At 43.4% G+C, this 20788-nt stretch carries 24 protein-coding genes and 1 pseudogene; 4 read left to right on the forward strand and 21 right to left on the reverse strand.

Annotation, left to right across the window (positions count from 1 at the left end; genetic code table 11):
• The first annotated feature begins 59 nt into the window (after positions 1-59).
• A complete protein-coding gene (locus sps_RS14760) occupies positions 60-1937 on the forward strand; it encodes an alkaline phosphatase D family protein (protein WP_077753226.1) in 1878 nt (625 codons plus the stop codon).
• An 8-nt stretch (positions 1938-1945) separates the two neighbouring features.
• On the opposite strand, the gene sps_RS14765 is transcribed toward sps_RS14760, so the two are convergent.
• The 7 genes from sps_RS14765 to sps_RS14795 form a co-directional block, all read right to left on the reverse strand.
• Positions 1946-2404, reverse strand: coding sequence for a hypothetical protein (locus sps_RS14765; protein ID WP_077753227.1), 459 nt, complete (start codon positions 2402-2404; stop codon positions 1946-1948).
• A gap of 212 nt (positions 2405-2616) precedes the next feature.
• Positions 2617-3681: an HlyD family secretion protein gene (locus sps_RS14770; protein ID WP_077753228.1), complete on the reverse strand. Its 1065-nt coding sequence runs from the start codon at positions 3679-3681 to the stop codon at positions 2617-2619.
• A 54-nt stretch (positions 3682-3735) separates the two neighbouring features.
• The gene (locus tag sps_RS14775) at positions 3736-5067 is read right to left on the reverse strand and encodes a glycosyltransferase family 2 protein (RefSeq protein WP_077753229.1); all 1332 of its coding nucleotides are present in this window, start codon (positions 5065-5067) and stop codon (positions 3736-3738) included.
• Positions 5067-6455, reverse strand: a complete 1389-nt coding sequence (locus sps_RS14780) for a TackOD1 domain-containing metal-binding protein (RefSeq protein ID WP_077753230.1) — start codon at positions 6453-6455, stop codon at positions 5067-5069. The genes sps_RS14775 and sps_RS14780 overlap by 1 nt, the downstream gene beginning before the upstream one ends.
• 326 nt (positions 6456-6781) lie before the next feature.
• Positions 6782-7708: a pseudouridine synthase gene (locus sps_RS14785; RefSeq protein ID WP_077753231.1), complete on the reverse strand. Its 927-nt coding sequence runs from the start codon at positions 7706-7708 to the stop codon at positions 6782-6784.
• Between the two features lie 263 nt (positions 7709-7971).
• Positions 7972-8547 carry an LON peptidase substrate-binding domain-containing protein gene (locus sps_RS14790; protein ID WP_077753232.1) on the reverse strand — a complete coding sequence of 192 codons (576 nt, stop codon included), beginning with the start codon at positions 8545-8547 and terminating at the stop codon, positions 7972-7974.
• A 276-nt stretch (positions 8548-8823) separates the two neighbouring features.
• Positions 8824-9882, reverse strand: a complete 1059-nt coding sequence (locus sps_RS14795; RefSeq protein ID WP_077753233.1) for a patatin-like phospholipase family protein — start codon at positions 9880-9882, stop codon at positions 8824-8826.
• 113 nt (positions 9883-9995) lie between these two features.
• On the opposite strand from sps_RS14795, the gene sps_RS14800 reads away from it, so the two are divergent.
• The gene (locus sps_RS14800; protein ID WP_077753234.1) at positions 9996-10427 is read left to right on the forward strand and encodes a hypothetical protein; all 432 of its coding nucleotides are present in this window, start codon (positions 9996-9998) and stop codon (positions 10425-10427) included.
• Here the strand turns inward: sps_RS14800 and sps_RS14805 are convergent.
• Complete coding sequence (locus sps_RS14805) at positions 10424-10804, reverse strand: hypothetical protein (RefSeq protein WP_077753235.1); 381 nt, start codon at positions 10802-10804, stop codon at positions 10424-10426. The genes sps_RS14800 and sps_RS14805 overlap by 4 nt on opposite strands.
• 398 nt (positions 10805-11202) lie before the next feature.
• On the opposite strand from sps_RS14805, the gene sps_RS14810 reads away from it, so the two are divergent.
• Both sps_RS14810 and sps_RS14815 read left to right on the forward strand, forming a co-directional pair.
• Complete coding sequence (locus tag sps_RS14810) at positions 11203-11664, forward strand: NanQ anomerase/TabA/YiaL family protein (protein WP_077753236.1); 462 nt, start codon at positions 11203-11205, stop codon at positions 11662-11664.
• Positions 11665-11957: 293 nt separating this feature from the next.
• Positions 11958-14255: an aminotransferase class V-fold PLP-dependent enzyme gene (locus sps_RS14815; RefSeq protein ID WP_077755707.1), complete on the forward strand. Its 2298-nt coding sequence runs from the start codon at positions 11958-11960 to the stop codon at positions 14253-14255.
• Between the two features lie 23 nt (positions 14256-14278).
• Here the strand turns inward: sps_RS14815 and mepA are convergent, their stop codons facing one another.
• The 13 genes and pseudogenes from mepA to sps_RS14880 all read right to left on the reverse strand — a co-directional run bounded on the left by mepA (position 14279) and on the right by sps_RS14880 (position 20735).
• Positions 14279-15172 (reverse strand): penicillin-insensitive murein endopeptidase, encoded by an 894-nt coding sequence (mepA, locus tag sps_RS14820; protein WP_077753237.1) that lies wholly within the window; start codon positions 15170-15172, stop codon positions 14279-14281.
• Positions 15173-15325: 153 nt separating this feature from the next.
• Entirely contained in the window at positions 15326-15661 is a 336-nt protein-coding gene (locus sps_RS14825; protein WP_077753238.1) for a hypothetical protein, read from the reverse strand.
• A gap of 22 nt (positions 15662-15683) precedes the next feature.
• Positions 15684-16034 carry a hypothetical protein gene (locus tag sps_RS14830; protein ID WP_077753239.1) on the reverse strand — a complete coding sequence of 117 codons (351 nt, stop codon included), beginning with the start codon at positions 16032-16034 and terminating at the stop codon, positions 15684-15686.
• A 49-nt stretch (positions 16035-16083) separates the two neighbouring features.
• Entirely contained in the window at positions 16084-16755 is a 672-nt protein-coding gene (locus sps_RS14835) for a hypothetical protein (RefSeq protein WP_077753240.1), read from the reverse strand.
• A gap of 98 nt (positions 16756-16853) precedes the next feature.
• Complete coding sequence (locus sps_RS14840) at positions 16854-17192, reverse strand: hypothetical protein (protein ID WP_077753241.1); 339 nt, start codon at positions 17190-17192, stop codon at positions 16854-16856.
• A 37-nt stretch (positions 17193-17229) separates the two neighbouring features.
• Positions 17230-17562 (reverse strand): annotated as a pseudogene (locus tag sps_RS14845) (DUF5992 family protein).
• An 83-nt stretch (positions 17563-17645) separates the two neighbouring features.
• Positions 17646-17894 carry a hypothetical protein gene (locus sps_RS14850; RefSeq protein ID WP_218919595.1) on the reverse strand — a complete coding sequence of 83 codons (249 nt, stop codon included), beginning with the start codon at positions 17892-17894 and terminating at the stop codon, positions 17646-17648.
• Between the two features lie 155 nt (positions 17895-18049).
• On the reverse strand, positions 18050-18400 hold the full coding sequence (locus tag sps_RS14855) for a hypothetical protein (RefSeq protein WP_077753242.1): 351 nt from the start codon (positions 18398-18400) through the stop codon (positions 18050-18052).
• Positions 18401-18712: 312 nt separating this feature from the next.
• Positions 18713-19081: a hypothetical protein gene (locus tag sps_RS14860; RefSeq protein WP_077753243.1), complete on the reverse strand. Its 369-nt coding sequence runs from the start codon at positions 19079-19081 to the stop codon at positions 18713-18715.
• A 43-nt stretch (positions 19082-19124) separates the two neighbouring features.
• Positions 19125-19475, reverse strand: coding sequence for a hypothetical protein (locus sps_RS14865; protein ID WP_077753244.1), 351 nt, complete (start codon positions 19473-19475; stop codon positions 19125-19127).
• 133 nt (positions 19476-19608) lie between these two features.
• Positions 19609-19941, reverse strand: a complete 333-nt coding sequence (locus sps_RS14870; protein ID WP_077753245.1) for a hypothetical protein — start codon at positions 19939-19941, stop codon at positions 19609-19611.
• Between the two features lie 81 nt (positions 19942-20022).
• A complete protein-coding gene (locus sps_RS14875; RefSeq protein WP_077753246.1) occupies positions 20023-20361 on the reverse strand; it encodes a hypothetical protein in 339 nt (112 codons plus the stop codon).
• A gap of 23 nt (positions 20362-20384) precedes the next feature.
• Positions 20385-20735 (reverse strand): hypothetical protein, encoded by a 351-nt coding sequence (locus tag sps_RS14880; protein WP_077753247.1) that lies wholly within the window; start codon positions 20733-20735, stop codon positions 20385-20387.
• Positions 20736-20788: the final 53 nt, after the last annotated feature.

The following is a 20788-nucleotide window of genomic DNA, read 5'->3' on the forward strand; positions in this document are numbered from 1 at the left end:
ATTCATGGCTTTTGTTTAATCTGTGGACTCATGAATTACATCTGGGATCCATACTGAATATGCCCGCTGCACTCCCCTTAGTCCTTGCAGGTCCAACACTTCGTCATTGCGACCAGGATAACTTCACCCTGTGGTTCGTCTGCTCAGCGCCCATGAACCAGCTGACCTTACACCTGAACGAAGAGAATCTAATATTAGAGAGTGAGCAACTGCATGAAATTCGGCTTGGGGAGCATGCTTGGCAGTATCTGATCCAGGTTGAGCAGAAGGATTTTCTTTGTGTCGACTCTGCAATAGGTTATGAGTTAACCGATAGCCAACATGGGGCGCTATTTAGCAATATCCGGCATCTAAACTACCAAGATAAACAGACCCCCGAGTTTGTTATCAAGCCTCAAATAGATAACATGCTCCACGGTTCCTGTCGTAATCCTCATCATCATAGTGGCGATGCCTTAGTCGCTGCCGATACCAGACTCAGTCAAGATCTCAGCATTGAAGCCAGACCATCCCTCTTGATGCTTAGCGGTGATCAGGTTTATGTGGATGATATTGCAGGCCCCATGCTCTACGCCATAGGTCAAGTGATTCAGCTTTTAGGGCTGCCCCAAGAACAGTTTTCCGATGCTGCCCTAGCTGGAAGTTCCGCCATCAGTTATCACCCGGCGGCTCTGTATCAGCGACATAAAAACTTACTCCCCAGGACACAATACCAGGCAAAAACAGCATTCAGGCGTTGGTATATCAATCACCCTATTTTCACTTCTTCCTTAGCCGAGAATCATTTGATTTCTTTAGGTGAGATCATGGCACTTTATCTGCTGACTTGGTCTCCCGAGCTTTGGGAACAGATCGATATCCCCAAAGAGGTCGATGGTCTGTCTGCAGTAAATAAGCTGCGCTGGAACAAAGAATGGCTGCATCTTCTGGAATTTAAGGCCGGACTCCATCAAGTCAGACGCTTAATGGCACATCTACCGACCTATATGATTTTTGATGATCACGATGTTACCGATGACTGGAACCTTACCGCCAAGTGGGAAGAAGCTGCCTACGGCCACCCCTTCTCTAAGCGCATCATAGGTAATGCACTTATTGGCTACGCCCTATTTCAAGGTTTAGGTAATGCACCGCAGAAATTTAAGGCTGAGATAACGCCGCTAATCGATGATTACTTCTCAAAACCCGATGAAGAGAAACAAGACAGCTTAATCGATGAACTGCTTAAGTTTGACCACTGGCATTACACCTTAAATACATCCCCTAAATTAGTGGTACTGGATACTCGAACCCACCGCTGGCGCAGCGAGTCTAACCTGGTTAAACCTTCAGGGTTAATGGACTGGGAAGCCTTGATGGAGTTCCAACATGAATTGGTTGGTCAGAGCAATGTCATCATAGTATCGGCGGCGCCCATGTTCGGGGTAAAGCTTATCGAAACCGTGCAACGCACGGCGACGATGCTCGGTGGCTCTCTACTGGTCGATGCCGAAAACTGGATGGCTCATCCGGGAACGGCCAACACACTATTGAGTATTTTCCAGCACAGGAAAACCCCCGAGCAATTCGTCATCTTATCTGGCGATGTGCATTACTCATTTGCTTATGACATTCGTATACGCTTTAGGAAAGCCGGACCAAAAATTTACCAGATCACCTGTAGCGGCTTAAAGAACCAGTTCCCGGAAAAGCTAATCCCTATCTTCGATAAGCTCAATGGCTGGCTATATGGCCACTTCTCGCCCCTCAACTTTTTGACTAAGCGTAAACGCATGTCTATTCGGGGCAGACGCCCCGGTGGTGCGCGTAGCAAACGCTTGATGAATCAAAGTGGAATAGGTTTGCTCAATTTGGCTAAGAATGGCGCGCCGACTAAGATAGCCGTGCTGCATGCCGACATGAGTGAAACCCATTTCGACGCACCAAGAAAAGATTAACCTTGGGCTTATTTAACAGGAGCCTGGGATGGCATGCTCACAGGTGCTGATACCGGCTGCTCTGTACCCGGTCTCGGGTGATGAGCATACTCTGAAGCTGAATTAGGTGCCGATCTCGGAGCCCTGTTTGCGTTCGGAGCCTGACGTGGAGGGTGGCTAGGATCATTAACAGCTGAAGGTTTAGCATCTGGGCTAGCCGCAAAATCTGTCGCTTCAGACGCGATATTTTTCTCAGGCGCCGATTGCGTCGCCATTGAAGTTTGAGTCACAGCCTTTGGCGCACTCATAGAAACAGGCGCTACTGGCTTAGCAGATGTTCCACCTTGCTGTGTATCTGTAGAGGTTGTCACATCTTGAGGCGAAGTCGCCCCAACAGATCCAGGCTCAGAGCTGAAACTTTGGTAACCTATTGCAGCCACGACAGCGACTGCAACTAATGTGATAGAAATCAGGGCCGATTTAGTCATTATTATTATCCTTCTATTTTGAGCTCGCCTTTATACTTAACAAGAGTGACAAGCGAGGGTCTTAACCCCTACCGCATACTGAGGCTATATATTTATTGGGAGCATAGCTTTAGTGCTATTCACCAGCGACTCCCTTATACAATAACGTTCTTGTAACAAGCCCAGCATAGAGTGAATCGACAAAAAAAACAACGATCGAATACTTTATGCAATTACTGGGATGGCCATTTATAGTCGAAACTGATTTCCACAGGAACTCCCTCTACAGTGAAAGGCAAAGTTTCTTCCAAGGTAAGCGTCACTTTTAATGCAGCCTTCTCACCATCGAAGGGGCCAGAAAGCTGCTTAGGTATCTTAGTCACCAACTCGGTAGGTTCTTCTATCTTACCTCTGATATTTTGCCCGTTTGGCAGCTTAATTGTTGCCAGTTGGCCAATATCAACGTATTCGAGGTACTTAGGATCTAAATAGGCCAATACAACAGGCTTATCTCTACCTGTTAACCACAATAAAGGCTGATTTTCGTCAACTTGTTCACCAACCTGCACCAGAGTGTCTTCGATCCTGCCGGTAAACGGAGCGATTATTTTCATCCCCGATTGTTTCGACTTTAGCTTGGCAAGCTGAGACCTAAGTTGGTTGCGGGTTTGAGGTATCACCCCAGCGATAGTCTGGATATGCTGTCGTTCTAGTTCATGTAACAAGTCGACCTTCGCCTGCTCTAATGCCATTTTAGACGCCGTGTTGGCCTGCAAAACCATGGCCATATCAGAAGTAGGTACCACTCCTCTCTTTTGAAAATTTTGATAGGTGACGAGTAGATCATCTTGGCGCTTTACCCCATTCTGAGCCACCTCTATACGTCGACGTAACCTTTGCAATACCTGCTCACCATCGAAGGATTCTCTCCCTTCAATCTCAACTAACTGCCGACTTAGCTCTGTTACTTGGGCATCTAACTCAGGATCTGCTATCACCAGCAAGTCACCACCTTTGTTAACTGCTCCAGTGTCCTGCTCTACAACACTTTGCACCGTACCTTTACTAGGTGCTCTCATCTCCAACGGCTCGGCAGTGATAATCCCCGGAGCAAGTACAAAAATATAAGGCTTGGCCAATATCCAGCTGACTAAGAGCACGGGTGATATCACCAAAAACAGCAGCAAGTACCATCTAAACTTAAAACCAGCCCGTTTCGCACCAGAATATTTAACCTCGACACCATTGTCTACATCTGGCTTCTCAGCCTTAGATGTCGCTTGGTAGTTAACTTTCATCTCAATATTCCTACTTAATTCTCTGTCTTATAACTCGCGTTAATAACTCATTATTCAAAATTTCCGTCCTCGTTTAAGCACCCACCATGGGGCCATAGAACTCTCTTCATGTGAACGTCTGACCACCTCATTAATCAAGGCAAACAAGCAGACTAGCCGCATGAAAAGTGCATAGAAGGGATACAGGGGTAACCAGAGTGCCAGCCTTAGGTCTTGTTTCGGCCGCTCTGAAATAGCCAACAATACCAAGAGGTAAAAAAACACTAAGATCGCAAAATAGAGGCTATATATAACAGCGGATATGGATGCAATAAATTGCCAAGGATAGAGTAAAATAATCCCAGCGCCGTAAAGCACGATAATAAAAGGCATCAAGACATTCTGTAAAAAACCATAGAATAAGGTAAATATAAATGTCCCCCAGCCTAGTAACTTAGGTGTAAATGCCGGCCAGTGTTTACGGAAATAAAGAAACAAGAGATCGCCATCCCAGCGCAACCTTTGCATCACTAAAGTTTTTAGATCCCCTGGGGCATCCGTGTGGCCTATGGCTAACGTTGCAAATGGGATCTTCCAGTCTGGATGCCGCTTAAAATACTGCTTAATTCTTACTGTTAAATCTAAATCTTCAGCGGTATGAGTATCCCAGCCTCCAATCTGCATTAAAAACTCTCGCCTGAATGCACCAAATGCACCGGAGATATTATTCAAAAAATTCCACTGAGCCAGCCCGGTTTTGCCTCCCTGCATGGAGATCAAGTATTCGATAGATTGCATTCGGGTCCAGATAGACTCATTGATATTTCTCACTCTGAGTGCCCCACCTAAAGCAGGTACATTGGGGTCTTCAAAGTAAGGCACAACTTGATTGACCATGTCGTTATCAAAAGAGGTGTCAGCATCGGCATTGATAACAATTTCCCCCGACGCCATGCTTAGACCGGCATTGAGCGTGGATACCCTTCCCCCCCGCTGCCATTTCGGTAAAACAATGACCTTGCGGTTTTTCGAATTACAAGCCTTCGCACAGGCCATAGCCACTCGATATGTATCGTCATTTTGCACCGCACCATCTACGACAGCGATAATCTCAATCTCGCCATCGTAAGTTTGCTCGACAAAAGAGTCGATGGTCGACTTAACTGCATCCCCTTCTGCATAGCAAGTGATGACACAAGACACCTTAGGCTTAAACAATGACGCCTTAGGTGGCAGCATAAAAGTGCTGTAATACCAACGTAAGATACCTCCTACGACAATGATCATCAGAGGCATCTCATACATAAGCACTAAAGGAATAAGCCAAACGAAGAAGACTAAATGCTCACCCAGCTGATACCAGATATCTAGTGCTATATAGCTAACCGTATTAAAATCACTTAGCATTAGAGTGGTTCCGCACTCGCTAACTTGTCAGTTAACCATGCCTGAACATCATCACCCCAATTTTTATCGGGTAGTGCAATAGCCCTGACCCTAACTTCAATATTAGAGGCCGTCAGTCTACTTTTCAGCTCAAAAATTTTGCTATAAATAACCTTTATGTGATCTGCTTTGGTAAATGGCAAAAACAACAATAAGCCATGTTCAGTGGAGTAGCTGCACGCATCAGTTGTACGAATTGTACTTCTAATCCTTTCCAACAACGCATCCAGATGAGCGAAGCCCTTAGCTTCTCCCTCTTGGGTAAGAAACTCATTTAGGTTTAACATTTGCAGCGACACTATTGTATGGTCATGTCCATGACGAATTGCTAACTGATTCTGCCAATTGATCAACCAATCGAACTGAGTATTGGTCATAGCGTCACCTGGTACCAATGCGAATAACCCTTGATCTTTTCCCTGACGAACCAGACGTCTGCCCGCTGTTTCCAGACCATAATCATAAATATTACGCACTTGCAGGTCAGTCAACTTATTATGAGTCTTGCAATGTAGGCACTCGGCCTCCACATTAGCTTCAATAAAAAGAGAGTCGCAACTGGTACAGTGCTGATTTTCAATCGGCCTGTCGTAATCGACACCTATGTGACGCAAGCCTTGCAAACAATTGGGACACGAAAGCCCTAATTGCTTCTTAAAACTATCCTGTTTGCCTATATGCCCACAATTAAAACAATGCAGGCTTGCCTGCATTTCAATCTCAATACTTTGGCATCGAGGGCAAGTGTCTATGTAGTTAAGGTGTCCTGATTGGCAAGTATCACAAAAACGCACCCGATTAATTAAGCTACTGGACTCAATCCAACCTTTACGTTGTAATGATATCAACCAAGAAAAGCTCTCTTCGGGTGCCAGTCCCCAGCACTCAAGTAAGGGATAATTGAATAGCGTTCTAGTGGAAGGAACACTGTGAGGTGTTAGCGTGAACTCTGGATGCAACCAAAGATATACCAGTAATTTATAAGCATTATCATCAAAATAACGCAGTTTTACCTGCTGCCTCCGTGACTTATACGTTTGATACTGCTGGTCATAGTCTTCACTCCATATCCCGTTAGCAAGGTAGGGAGATAGCACACTCTCTTGCAACACTAAGATTAGACAATGGGAGGTTAACTCATGATGGCGTAATGTCATCAACACTTCATCTTGAGCTTCAGCCTGCAGAGATAACACGATTAAATCCGGCGTTAGTTGCTCAGAAAAAATGTCACTGGCTGAATGGAAGTATTTAAATCTGGGATCGGGCGATTTGGACTGATCTTGGCCTAACCAGAGTAAAACCTCTTGAGCTAGCTCTTCTTCATTACTCTTTCCCTTGACCAACATAAAATACCGCCTACATCTAATAAATTTTTTACTACAATTCTAAGCATAGGTAACAAAGCCCTGTTTAGGCTCACCAGAGAACACTTTAAAACAAGTAGCAACATTAACAGTCACGAAACACCGGAAACACAACAAAGGAGAAACAACAAAAGCAAATTGTTTCTTTTTGTATCCATTTTTTGGTTTTATGAACCATAAAAAGCGGATGTCGGCAGCATTTTATTCTGACAAAGTGTGACGCACAACCAAGATGAACGATTATTAATCAAGCGGGTAAGCGATAGAAAGCAGACTGAGGGAGTGAGAAAGAAAGTAAACTCAAATATTCATTTCAATAGGTGTGTGATCCCGTCTATCTGAACATCCTGAGGCAGCGAAGTCACAGGATCTTCAAACAGCAATCGCTTAGCCACTAATTTCAGAGGGTGAGCATAGTCATCATCAGACTTAGGCTGTAAGTTCGGATAACAAGTATCATTGAGTATTGGCATGCCTAAGCTTTGCATATGTACTCTTAACTGATGAGTACGCCCCGTGATAGGAGATAAATCAAACACACCTATGTCATCTATCACCTGAATCAAGCTGATCTCTGAATGTGTATTTGGCTCTCCCTCTACCACCTTCATAGTAAAACTAGGCTCGCCCTTCACCATGCGGTTTTTCACCGTCCAGTGAATAGGCAGAGTTAACCTGCCTGCTAAATGACGAGTCAACAGCTCGGGAGTTAACTTAGCTAGTGCTTGATATTCTTTAGTGATTTGATGATTCTTGAACAAATCATGATACTGGGTACGCGTCTCAGGATTGAGGATCATAAGCACTATGCCCGCCGTCGCCCTGTCTAATCTGTGCGCGGGCACTAGTGTCTCGATACCGGTTTTAATTCGTAATCGATTAACCAGACACTCGTTAACAAAATTACCACTGGGATGCAGCGCCAGAAAGTGAGGCTTAAACGCCAATATTATCTGCTCATCCCGATAAAGAATCTTCTCCTCGAAGGGCACCTTAGCCTCAGACTTCACTTCACGGTAATAGTAAACTCGCGCCCTAGGTTTAAAAGCAGTATCTAGCTCGATAAGCGATCCATCTTGCCAATGTACCTTGCCATCGATGATCCGCTGTCGCCACACTTCTGCGCCGACCAGTTCAAAACGTTCGGCAAGAAAACTCAACACGGTTGGTTTATCGGCCACATTTTCAGGGAGCACAACGTAAGAGGCTTGAGAGGCGCGAACGGATGAAGGCATATAAACTCTAATAAGAACGGACTAAAGACAGGATATTTTAACAGAAAGCTGCTGCGAGAATACGAGGAAAAGAAAAGTCAGAAGATGAAAAGCTTTTTCTTTAGCTCGCAGCCAACTTGTTGGCGTCCTCGAAGTGAGTGTAAATCCTTTTACAAGGCCAGTTCGTCATCCATGACTCTCGTTCATGAGCCAATGGTTTCACCACATTCACCTAGCGAACGGACTCTAAGCGAAGCGTTCTAGAAGCACAGCGGCCTCTCACATTAGTCCACGTGAGACTTTATCAGTTCAAGCACAAAGTTCATGGTCTTGTGGCAGTCAGGCTGGTTCATCAAAACTTGCTTATCTTTGCTATATAAGGGAAGTACCTCGAGCCAACGTTGGCTGACCCATGTCGCATCATCGAGATGTAGATTGGAATAGAGGCCAAATAGATCAGGGTTCACCTCATAAAACTGCTCTAAAGCCGCACTGATCAATTCAAACTCGCCTTTTATTGGCTCTTCACACCAATTATGACAAGGTAAGGTTCTTGCGATCCACACACCGTCCCTTTTTTGCGCCGCAGATAACACCTTTACTCTCTGCTTACCTTCTAAAACTATACCTAATGATTCATCATTGAGCAGATTGAAGTCGATGATTTCACACTGAGTTGCATTGGGATAGCAGGGAGGCCTGCCATTAGGTAGAAGCATACCGAAAGCTAAGGGGTACTTGCCTTTAAGGACATCCGCAATCATCTTTAAAAAGGCAGGGCCCACAATTCTGATTTCGAGTCTGCCATCGGGCAGCAACACGGCATCGCGCGTGATTAACGCCATCTCCTGTGTACGCATAATACCTCCCACCTAAGGCTAGGTAACCGACAAAAAGCGCTGCCCATCTCGAACTTAGAAACTGCCAAGGCAATATTCCTAAAGTGTAGCAGTTGCAGAATTAACTGCTAAATGAACGAGTTTGAGTTTTTCTGAAAACAAAAAATGCCAAACCCAACTTTTGTTGCCTATTTTCAATGTTATTACAGCATAGAACTCAGACTATTGCTTCATTGTATTAGACATACATTAGTCGGTATTTGTTGCAATGAAAGTGCACTAGTTGCAATGGCGAGATTAATAAAAAGGCTCGAGGCGCTTCATGACAGATCCCTTAGCCAGTACCTCAGCAAACTCATCCGCTAACACTTCGCTCATAGCGATAGTTTTATGCCAATATGCCATTCTTTCCTCACTACTAAGATGCTTAAAGTCACTACGATCAGGCAACTTTCCATAGGGAAGAGAAGCCAGATATTCCTCACTCGGCGCAATAATAAGCGCATTGTGATAGTTAGCTTTCGCCTGTCTCCAAGGCAATGACTTATCAAACCAACCAGGAGTAATTTTAGGATAGAAATGAGGGTAGATAGTCAGCCCTTCGGCATGGGAAAGCGGCAAATCAAAATGATAATCTGTGATACCACCATCATAATAATGCCCCTTGGGCGCACCAACAATATCGGTTACCGGCGCGAGCACCCAAGGAATGGAGCCCGTTGCTAATAATACTTGAGCAATATTATCTTCATTCAAACCTATATGCTTACTGGGAAGATCCTTAAGTGTATTAAACGGAGATCCTGCATCAAACGAACTAAATAGAAACCGTTCAAAGTTAAACCCTAGCGAACTGCGGCTAATTAAGTTTGCCGCAGCCGTAGTGGCGAGACCTAAGCCTAATGCTAGCCTATTCGGCAAACGGTTTAAATGTTTCCCCCGACACGCTAAAAAGTGACTCTTGATAACCTCATTTCCGACGATATCTTTGCCAGCCTCATCACCCAGCAGGCCATTAATAATCACCTTCACCTGTTGCGATACATCTTTTGCGGTCGGCTTCACATCATATCTTTGACCTATATAGAGTTCCTCTAAGCGGGCATAGGCAGATAATGGCTCATCTTGAGCCAGACAAGCGAGTCGCCAAGCACCGGAAGATGCTCCCAAGGTATGCAGTGGCTCCTTCCTGCCTTTAAAAAATTCACCAAATAGATATTTATCTAATCCGGCAATACCAATCCACTTAGGGCCTCCGGATGCCGCCAGTAATTGAGAAAATAGCTCAGGTTTAAGGCCATTCTCTTCAATCTTCTTGTATGCGGTCGGTCCCGCGAGAAAGCGCAGTGCTAGCAAATCATCTCTCCAAAGAATATTTCAGTGATATTATTTAACAAAAATAAGCTTTTTAAAATAGAGACGCTAATATAGCTTAAAGGAAAGGAAAATTTTGATAAGGAATATCAAAGATGGAAGACACCAAGATTCGCCCCTTCAAAACTTTATGCATGATCATAGGAATTTCCTCAACGGCCTACATATTATTTATCATTAAGGTGAGCTCTTTCGATTCTGGCTGGGATCTAATCGTGCCGCTACTGTTTATCTGTACCTGCATCAGCTGGATATATTTTATCTGGCAGCAACAGATACAATTTACCGCTAATTCAGTTAAGTTTATTAAGCTCTCTATAGAGAGCGATTGGGGGCCAGCAAAGGATCTGGCAGTCAAGTATGATGAGATAAACTCGGTACGTTTACTCGGTGACCAGCTGTTTATCCACGCCACCAAGGGCAAGATCTGTTTTCCACTAAAGCCCAAGTCAAAAATCACTACGCAATTAAAAGCTGCGTTTGAGCTAAGAGATATCCCCTTCGAAATAAAGTCTTATCTTGCCTAGTCTAACACCATAGTCATAAGAAGAGCGCCACTAGAGAGCAGGGCTAGCCCTGATGTTTTTTTAACTGAAAATACAGACCGTAATAGAGGGTAATATTCAGATGAAAATGAACGCCCCTCGTTTTTATCCCAACCTTTTACCGCCTGTATCTCACTAGGTTTCGCAGTTTTCCATACCATATCAACTGCTGCCTTTGGCCAAGTAATCAGCAAAACCATGGAAGCAAAGTTGAGCAAAAGCATCATGCCAACTGTCTGTAAATGGCTAAATTGACTATCTGCTTGAAAAAACTCACTGACTAACACAACAAGTCCACGCAAATAAAAAAATATACCCACACTTAAGTAAAGCACTAGACCTAATATAAAAGAATCCATAAAACCCTATTAAAAATTTCTGTTAAAAAATCCCCGCGACTCAGAAAGAAGCAGGGCTAAGAACTAGCGCCATAGATATATTAACGACTAGAAAACATAAACATTCAGCATTAGAATGGGCTAATACTGAATTTAACTAGCTTACATGCCCTACAGACTGACAAGCAATTACCAGTATTGATATCCGTTAGTCGTTTTACTTATATATCAAGCCCTATAAATTATACCTCCTTCTAAAACAAGCTCTTGTCAGGTACCGCTACCTAATCAATAGATACTAAGTGCTAGCACCTTCCATCTAAAAATGACTCTTACGGCGCTGATTTATTACTACTCTTGTATAATATGGCACGGGCGCTAAACTCGTGGCATAAATCGAAAACGAGCCAGAGTCCAATATGATCGTCGATACCTTAATTAACAAAGACCTTTACTCAAGCATCAACCCGAGAATCACTAGGGCTTTAGCCCATCTGGCCGAAACAGACTTTACCAAAGTGGATGTCGGTAGCTATGAACTCGATGGTAAGAATATCTTCGTTATCGTTAATGATTACGAGACTAAACCACGTGCAGTCGAGCCATTCGAGGTCCATCAGCAGTATATCGACGTGCAATATGTGGTGAGTGGTGAAGAAGAGTTCGGCTACCTTCCTTTAGCAGAACAGACACCGTCACGACCCTATTTTGCCAAACATGACTATGCCGAATTTGATTACGAGAATAATAAATATGAAGCGGCGTTCATCCCCTTTAAAGCCGGTATGTTTGCCATTTTCTTCCCCCAGGACATGCATATGCCAGGCACGAGTGAAACGCCTCAACAAGTTCGTAAGGTCGTCATCAAAGTAAAAATCTAATCTAGTAAAATAAAAATAGCCTAGAAAAATAATGAGCTCTAAAGGGCCCATTATTTAAGGCGTTTCAGCCCATCAACAAGACTTCCCTTCTCAACCACCCATATTTCTACAACTGAAGACATAGCTAAAATCACGTTAATTCAAGCACTTTAAATAACTAAAAATGTGATCTTGATCACTTAAGCCAAACTGCTAATATAACCACATCGAATTACATATATCAAATAGTTATATAAATGTTATTTATTGAGCACTTGTATAACGAAATGCCAAACAACAAGACGAGTGCCCTTATGAGTCAAGCAGCCCATTTAAGCCAGATCTACCTAGATGCTAACGCCACAACACCTGTACTTCCCCAAGCGGCGCAAGCTGCAATGACAGCCATGGAAGAATTGTTTGGTAATCCAAGTAGCAGCCATATCACAGGTCTTCAAGCCAAGAACTTGATGGAGCAAACCAGACAACGAGCTAAGGTCTTGCTGGGTACGGGCAACGGCAAACTCATCTTCACCAGTGGCGCAACCGAAGGGATTCAAACAGGGATTCTTTCAGGTTTAATCAAGGCCAGAGAAAACCTCGAACCAGGTAAGCAATACACTATTCTTTATGGTGAAACTGAGCACAAAGCAGTACCAAACTCACTGGAACATTGGAATAATATCTTAGGTCTTAATGCTAAAATAATCGCTATTCCAGTCGACTCATTAGGTAACCTAGACCTCAAATTCATCGCACGAGAAGTGCCTAACGCCCTGATGATCTGCACCATGGCGGTCAACAACGAAACCGGCGTATATCAAGACCTCAAACAGCTAGAGCAGACAATTCGTAATAACAATGCCGATATTTTCTGGATGGTTGATTGTGTACAGGCTCTGGGGAAGCGTCCACTAGAGCTGAGCAAAACCAGCATAGACTACGCCCCATTTAGCGGCCACAAACTCTATGCTCCAAAAGGCATTGGCTTCATTTATATTCGAGACTCGGCTCCCTTCACTCCCTTTATTGCAGGTGGCGGACAGGAGAGCGGATTACGTTCAGGCACTGAAAACCTGCCTGGATTCGCAGCCCTCAATGTGATTTTCGAGATGTTGCTCGACCATGAAAACTCCTGTTTTTCGACCGCTGAAAAACTTGAGGATTACAGACAACAACTAGTGACGAGTCTTACCGCAGCTTTTCCTGAGATAGTGTTTAACCACAGCTTCGAAAACAGTGTAGCCACTACACTAAACTTCGCCGTTCCGGGGTTTAGCAGCAAAGAACTCATGGATCTCTTCGATGCCGCAAATATTCGTGTCAGCTCAGGCTCGGCTTGTAGCTCTAAGGTTACCCGTAGTTTCGTTCTCGACGCCATGGGCTTACCCGCCTGGCAGAGTGAGTCAGCTATTCGTCTCTCTTTCGGCCCAGCCATGACTCAAACCGAGGTCGACGCCGCCTGTGACAGAATTCAACTTGCCGCCAGCGCCTTAACCCACAGCTGCCTGATGTTAGATGACACTCAATTAAACGATGATAAGGCCCCTCTCGATGGTTTAGTGCAACTCAGAGGTGGCGCAAGTTGCACCTGGATTTACGCTGATCTGAAAACGAAACAGGCATTGATCATCGATCCACTGCCCGAGCTAGAGAAACGTATCAATACCCTGCTCGAATGCCAGCAACTCTCGCCAATCGCCATTATCGATACCCATGGTCATGCTGATCATATCTCGGGCCGCGTCGCCTTGGCCGAGAAGCACCTCAAGCATCAGAAGTGTGATCACTTAGGTTGGCCAGAGGCAAGTGAAAAAGTACAGCTTGATGACACTGAACTCCATATGATTAAACTAGGTGAACTCTCGCTTTTAAAAGTCGCCTCACCGGGCCATACCGATGACAGCATCAGCCTCTTGTTAACATCAGATATCACCAACCTCAAGAACTCGACCCGATTCGCTTTCTGTGGTGATACCGTACTAATGGGAAGCTTGGGCAGAACCAACTTCGAGTCCAGTAGCTCAAATAAAATGTTCCACAGCTTAAAGCAACTCGAACAGTTAATCGGCCCCAACACCTTACTCTGTGCCAGCCATGACTATAACAACGAGTTTACCACCAGCTTGATGGCCGAAGTGACGCGTAACTCTTTGCTCGATGACGTACTTAAAGGCCAAGTCACCGAGAGTCAGTTTGTAAATAGAAAAGCAAACTTAGACGCAAACCTTAATGATGAAGTCGGTACCGAGATCATGTGCGGCGCCTATACGTCCGATTGCCATAAATTGGCCATCAAGGAGTACGACGCTTCCAGTCTTAAGCTAGAACTCGGACAGTCAAACAAAATCAAATTAGTAGATATCCGTGAGCCACACGAGTACGCATTGCAACACTCACTTGGCATGGAAACTGTCGAGACAACCAAGAGTATCAATGTACCTATGACACGCTTAGTACAATTTATTCAAGAGCATCAGGCTGATAAAACCAGTGAGTGGGTATTAGTGTGCCGCAGTGGCAGTCGCTCACTCGTGGTAGCCCAAGCTATGCAAAGGTTAGGTTTTAGCAATATCGCCCACCTCAAAGGCGGCTACGCGCTCAGCAGCTAATGGGATTTGCTATAGGATAAACGTCATTGTAGTAACTGAGCACACTGCTTTGGTTTCACCTTGACAGGTTTAGGCTCTTTCTTCTTATCTTTAGACGTTTGAGCCGACTTTTTAAGCTGTAAAATCTGCTGCTTCCACCAACTAAGGTCTCCACAACCTGTGCCGCTTTTGGGCGGATTTTGATTTTGACACAGCTTGTCTCCATCCGGGCAACTTAAGCGCACATGCATATGGATCTTATGCCCCCACCAGGGGCGTACTTTACTGAGCCAATGATGACTTGAGTCGATATCGCCTTGAGCCTGCTCACACAGCTTTTGTTTAATCGCGGGGTTAACAAATACCCGGGCCACTTGAGGGTTTTCAGCTGCCAGCCTTATCATCTTGCCATGTAAAGCTTGCCAGTTATCATTGACCTCAAAGCTATTAGTATCTACCAGACTCAACTCTTCAGGGGACTCTCTTTGCTCTAGGGTTTGCAGCTTGGCAGCCTGTCTAAACCAGATGTCCACATCCAGACCAATTTGATGACTAGCATGGCCAGAAACAAAATTCCCGCCACGGGGCATGGAGATATCACCAATCAATAGATCATCACCTTCTGACTGGTTTAACTGCTTAGCAAACTCTTGCACAAAAGAGATAAGTTCGGGGTGGCCATAGTAGCGATTCCTTGAAGTACGAATAACCTGATAGCCCTTACCTTCTAATGGCAAGGTATCGGCTCCAGCGAGACAACCATTAGCATAGGAGCCAATGGCCAAGCTACCAATTTTAGTAACGAACGGCACCTCACCATCAGGCTGATCATTTGTTACCGGATAAGGCGTCTTCATCTCGCTCCACACATTGGCAATGGCTTGCAGCGGGACAAACAGTGGCAATAACTGGAAGAGTATCAGCCATCCCTTATTCATAACTCCGTCCTTACTTACTATTACTTCTCTGCATCCATACACTTTTGACACTTATTAGTGAAAAATGACTTAAAGAGTGTCGGCTCGATCCACAAACAGACAACATTTTTTGTACTTAACAAGTGTCATCTTAAAATCAAAATACTCGAGCCTTTAACTAACAGAGATATAGCCAATATGACAATAATCATTGCCGGACGTCTTTTCTTGATTGGTATAGAGGCGAACCGTTGTACCAGACATTTTTGCAGCAAGAAGCACGCTGACAAAAATTTGATAATTACTATCATCGTCATTTAAGTATGCCCAACCACTGTCATTACCACACAGCTTAGGTGCCCCCTCAAGAGTGACTCGAAAACCATAGTTCTTACCGTGGGTAACATCTATAGTATTAACCTGTCCAATAACCGCACCATCCCAAGCTTGAGTGTCTAACGTCCAAAGCAATGCAAGAAGCAAAGTAAAAAACACAACTAGATACTTCATAAAAACTCCAAATATAAATCCATTAATGTGCCAGTAGTTGAACCGTAGAGATATCCTCTCCATCACCCCAGCGTGTACAGCTATGCTTTCCCGTTATCTTTACTGGCGTTTTAGCCATGTAAGCGGCAAGAAGCATACTGAATTGACTCTGGCCATAACGAGTGTTCTCATCTTTGATCATCCAATAGGTATGAGTTGCTGAACATTCGGGGCGTTCACTTCTCTCGCCGCTCCCGTCTGAAAGAAGTATAAACCAATGCAAGCCATCATCCCGAACAATGACGTTGGTCACAGTCCCTTGTTGAACACTGGCCAAGGATGAGAATGACACCAGAAAAATAGTAAATAACAACAAGACTCTTTGCATATCCATTTGCTCTTATATTTCGTTTATTGAATTATTGTCCATGTGAGTTATCAGCTCATACGGACAGATGATGTAATTGCTTCTCTACCACTTTTGCCATCACGCTATCTACGGCCTGCTTCATCAATAACACTGACAATGCACCATCACGTTTCAGATCGGCTAATGGATAGCTAGGGATGATTGTGGTTTGCGTATCTTCATTTGCGTCAGTAAAGTCGTTAGGATAGTGATATGCGAATTGCTCTTGTTGGCTGATATTGACAATCACCACCAGCTCGGCAGATGTCGCATCATCAGTCCCACCAGTAGTTTTAAACCCATATCGCTTTATTTCTACATTTGGGAATCCAACAGTAACATCACGATTTTCCTCACCCCAGAAAACAGCCTTCCAAGCAGCTTGAGACTGAGTCTCGATACTCTGGGAAATATAGGAGTTCATGTCAAAACCACTGACTCTTGCAGGCTCTTGGATATCTTTGGCAATCCCTACATCAATGGCAACGCCTAACGCGATACCAACAGGTCCCATTGTCGACATCAAAGCAAAACTGGCGCCAGCGCCTTTACCCTGAAACTGTATGCGATTAGGCTCTGAAAAATGAACAGCAATAGCTGAAGACTTCTTACTATAAACTGCTGAAGACTCCTCCCCATAAAAGGAAGAGCAGCCAACCATAAATTGAGTAACCATAAGACAAAGCAGAACAATGCGTTTTTTCAAAATAACGTCCTTAATTTACCGGGTAGAGCCTAGTGATTTTTATAAACGCATTTGAATTTGCATCCCATGGCTCACATCTCAACGGGTTCATTATGTAATTAATACACTTCCAAACGTTTAAGACCTTCGATGTTGCCATTGACAATACACACGTCAGAACCCACCAGCCTCAGCGTTTTTTTAGCTGCATAGGCAGTCAATAACTGCGCGTAGACTTGCTTACCAAATTCGCTCTCTGTAGGCAAAACATAGTCCCAAACTGACGTTGAATGGCAATGCTCGCTATCCCTTGCAGCCACACCTTCCGTTTGAATAAATACTTTTTGACCGTAAGTGTTATCCATCATAAGTCGCGTAATTGTCGTATCGACTATTTCTGATGCTAACGCAGTAAAACTGACTGATATTGAAATAATTAAGAAAATTACTTTTTTCACCTTTGCCCTCTCCAACACCTTGATTTAATCTAACCGGCTACTGAGTGAACATCCCTATAAAGTTAGCACCAGCGCAGCTATTATCTTCATAGTTGTGAGCACGAATCTTGTTACCAGAAGCGGCAGTAGCTAAAGCAATCGAAAAAGCTTGATTATAAGACTCTTTTGATTGAGATTTTTATGCTGGGAACAAGAGTGACTTACCAGCACAAGGTCCCGTACCACCAGATATTCTCAGATAAAATACATCTTGATTAGCCGCACTACTCGCTATTTCAGTAATCGTCGCCCCTCTGACTAACTCACCCGAGACTGCATAAGAAGATAAAAAAGCTAAACACAATGTAGCCACACAGATTTTGTTTTTCATTGGTATTCCATTTCGCAATAATCAATATTATTGACGACCTCCTAGCCCAGCCATCCATACTTGCTATTGATGAACAACTAGCATTACTGCTTATCAAGTGTCACGTAGGCAATTTTACAACCAACTGATTTATCTACGGTACGAATGTGTACTTTCTTATCGGCCATCTGAGCCGCGAGCAAGGTTGAAAAAATCATATCAGCTGCAGGCTCACTACGCTTTAACGTGACATAAACATCCGACACCGCGGAACATGACATCAAGGTTTCATCACCCGAAGTACCAATGTAGATAATGCCTGATGCATTAATGTAAAGCGTCTCAACATACACTCCGGAGCATCCAGTACTGTTGCATGCAGCATACGCAAAGCAATTAATAACTAAGAGAAGCAACCCAGCCGAAATTTTTAAAATTGTTTTCATAATATTTCTTACTAAGTCCATTTAACTATGTGTTTATCTAAAAACATGGGAGGTAATCTCTATCACTCCGGATATTCTATGGCGTACAACTTACACCAAAAACTCTCACTACCACTCCACTTTTGATCTTCATGACCCTGAATTTTCACGCTGGATTTAGAATGAAAAGCGGCTAACGCCATACTTAAATTAGCTTCAAATCCAGGGTCGGCTTTATTCATCCAATACCCAAAACATCCAACTGTAGAATTTTTGATACGGAAAACAACGTCACCATCACCGAACTGACTATATGAAATAAACCTGCTAATGGTGCTGACTGGACTCGCTTCGAGTGCGTAACTGCCAGCAGTAAATACGCCTGAGGCAATAGATGTAAGAGCTACAGTGCAAATTATTATAATTTTTCTCATTGTGATTTGTTCCAAACTTCATAGTGATTAATGATTAACTTACCTTTCTAAATCTATCAAAAGCAGACATATACCTAGAGCGAAACAGCTCTAATCAAAGGAGCTTTATGAGTTCCGGACTGCTCGCACTGATTCCAATAGTTAATATTGATATCAGAGCCATCTTTTTTTGCCTGCACAACTAATCCATATACATATGGAAACATAGGGTTGTTAGAATCGATAATGAATCGCGTCGAGTGTGCCGCACAAGCTGGCTTTACGGCCATATCAGATGGTGCATTTATCAAATGTTAGGTATAGACAACAGCGCTAGTTATACTTAATTTCACTGATTGAAAATATCGTACTAATATTTTCAAACCCATTGTCAGTACACTCACCATTACCATAGATTCGTGCCGTATTACCTGTTGCTAAACTCGTTAATGCGATACTAAGCATCTGTTGTGCAACAGGCGAATCATGTTTAATAAAATACCACTGATGTGTATTGGTGGTTCCACTACACACAGATTCCCCTGACCATAAACCACCTTTAATCACAACATAACTGCCCGTAACTTGTGGCTTATCAACAGCACCAACCCACACTACAGTTCCATCAGTAACCTCTGTCTTTGCGCTAGTGTCAAAAGCCAGAAACAATAAAGCCACCGTCAGTTTATGTATCAATTTCATTTTGTTTCTCGCTATTTATCAAAGATGTCACGTGTTTTAAGTTTCAATTTATAACGTCCAAATATGACAGTTCACAAGAACCATTTCTTATAGGAAGGGCTTCATTGGCATTGATATTGACTTTCTTCCCAGAGGCGAATGCCAAATATGCAGCACTGATCATATGTTGATTGTCGGCATTAATATAAACCCTATATGTAGCAGTACAGCCTGATGTTTCTGGCCATAAAATCGGTTCAGAAAACCATAGCTCAACCGTATTGTCATATGTGGTACCTGATTCATAATTTCCGACCGTACGAATTTTGTTTATAGTCAAATTCTTCACATAATTAGTTTCTGCTTGCACGAAAAATGACGCTAACAATAGTGCTAACAATTTCAGCTGTTTCATAAAATTATATACTTTAGGTTAATCGTAAGTGGTTATGCTATTTCTCTTACTGGTATTTATACCGAAGGAGCAATCCACTAGTATGCACAAAGCAAAAGCTAATAGGCATAGCCTCCCCTTTATCACTGTTCAATTAATTATGAATATTCAAAAATGAAAATTCATAATGTCCACCCGAATTAGGCTCAGTATCGTATGCAACGCTCACTTTTTTATCGGCAGTAAAAGCAGTTAAGAGCATACTAAAAAACAACTTAGCTTTTTCATTTGGCATGGGATCCGTTCCCCAATAATAAACGTATGACTTACCGTCCCCGCCATAGAACTGCACCCAATGAGTGTCCCACTGTAGATAAACATTGTTAACCTTTACACCAGCGCCACGCCAATCAGAATCAGTCCAACGAACTGCCGCTTCAGAAGTAAAACTAGAGATTAATAAGACTATCAATACGATTCTTAACATTTTTATATCCATATAATCTAAACAATAATAGAGTCAACAGTTCAGAGCTGACTTTCCTATATCTAATGGGCTCTGTTCCCTTTATTCTTTTAGCATCACGTACGCTGGTGAAGGTGCGTTTGAATAACTAGGCACTAAATTGCAAGCTGGGACATCTGAATATTGAACAATAACATTGCCATCACTTACCCTTGCAGTAACCGCAAGCGAAAACCAAGTTTTACATAGCTCTACAGAAACTGCTTTCCAAGGTGAATTGACGTTGCATATCTGAGTATAATCATTACGCCAATTCCCAAATATGAACACATTTCCTGGTTTATCTACATATACTCGTTGTATCTTACCTTCGCACCATTGCCCCGCAGAAATCGCTCCTGTTGAAACAAACAATAGGAGAAAACAAACATATTTTTTCACGTCAAAATCCTTATGAAACTCTATCAATCAAGCACTGGGCCAAAGTACCAACCAGTTAACCAGCCCCATGCAGTATGGCTATTGCAGTCACCCGAATCATTGAATGACAAACTAACCTCTTTCCCCGTTGTTTGGGCTGTCAGCAAGGCGCTATAAATAACCTTACAAGCCTCGGGAGGAACATTATTCTCCGTGATAGCGACGCTACATAACCTAGGCCAAGATAAAGTTCCGATCGATGCAACAAAAACTTGCCCATCAGGGCTTATCGTGACGCCTTTCACCTCCCCTCTACAGGCGTAGTTAGCAAAGGCAGGCGTAATAAACATGCTGCTAGCAACGAGAACAGCTAATAGACAATTGATAAACTTCATATTTTCTCAAAATAGTTATTAAAATTTCAGATAAGCTAATGGGTACTGACCCC

Source organism: Shewanella psychrophila, from assembly GCF_002005305.1.
GTDB lineage: Bacteria > Pseudomonadota > Gammaproteobacteria > Enterobacterales > Shewanellaceae > Shewanella > Shewanella psychrophila.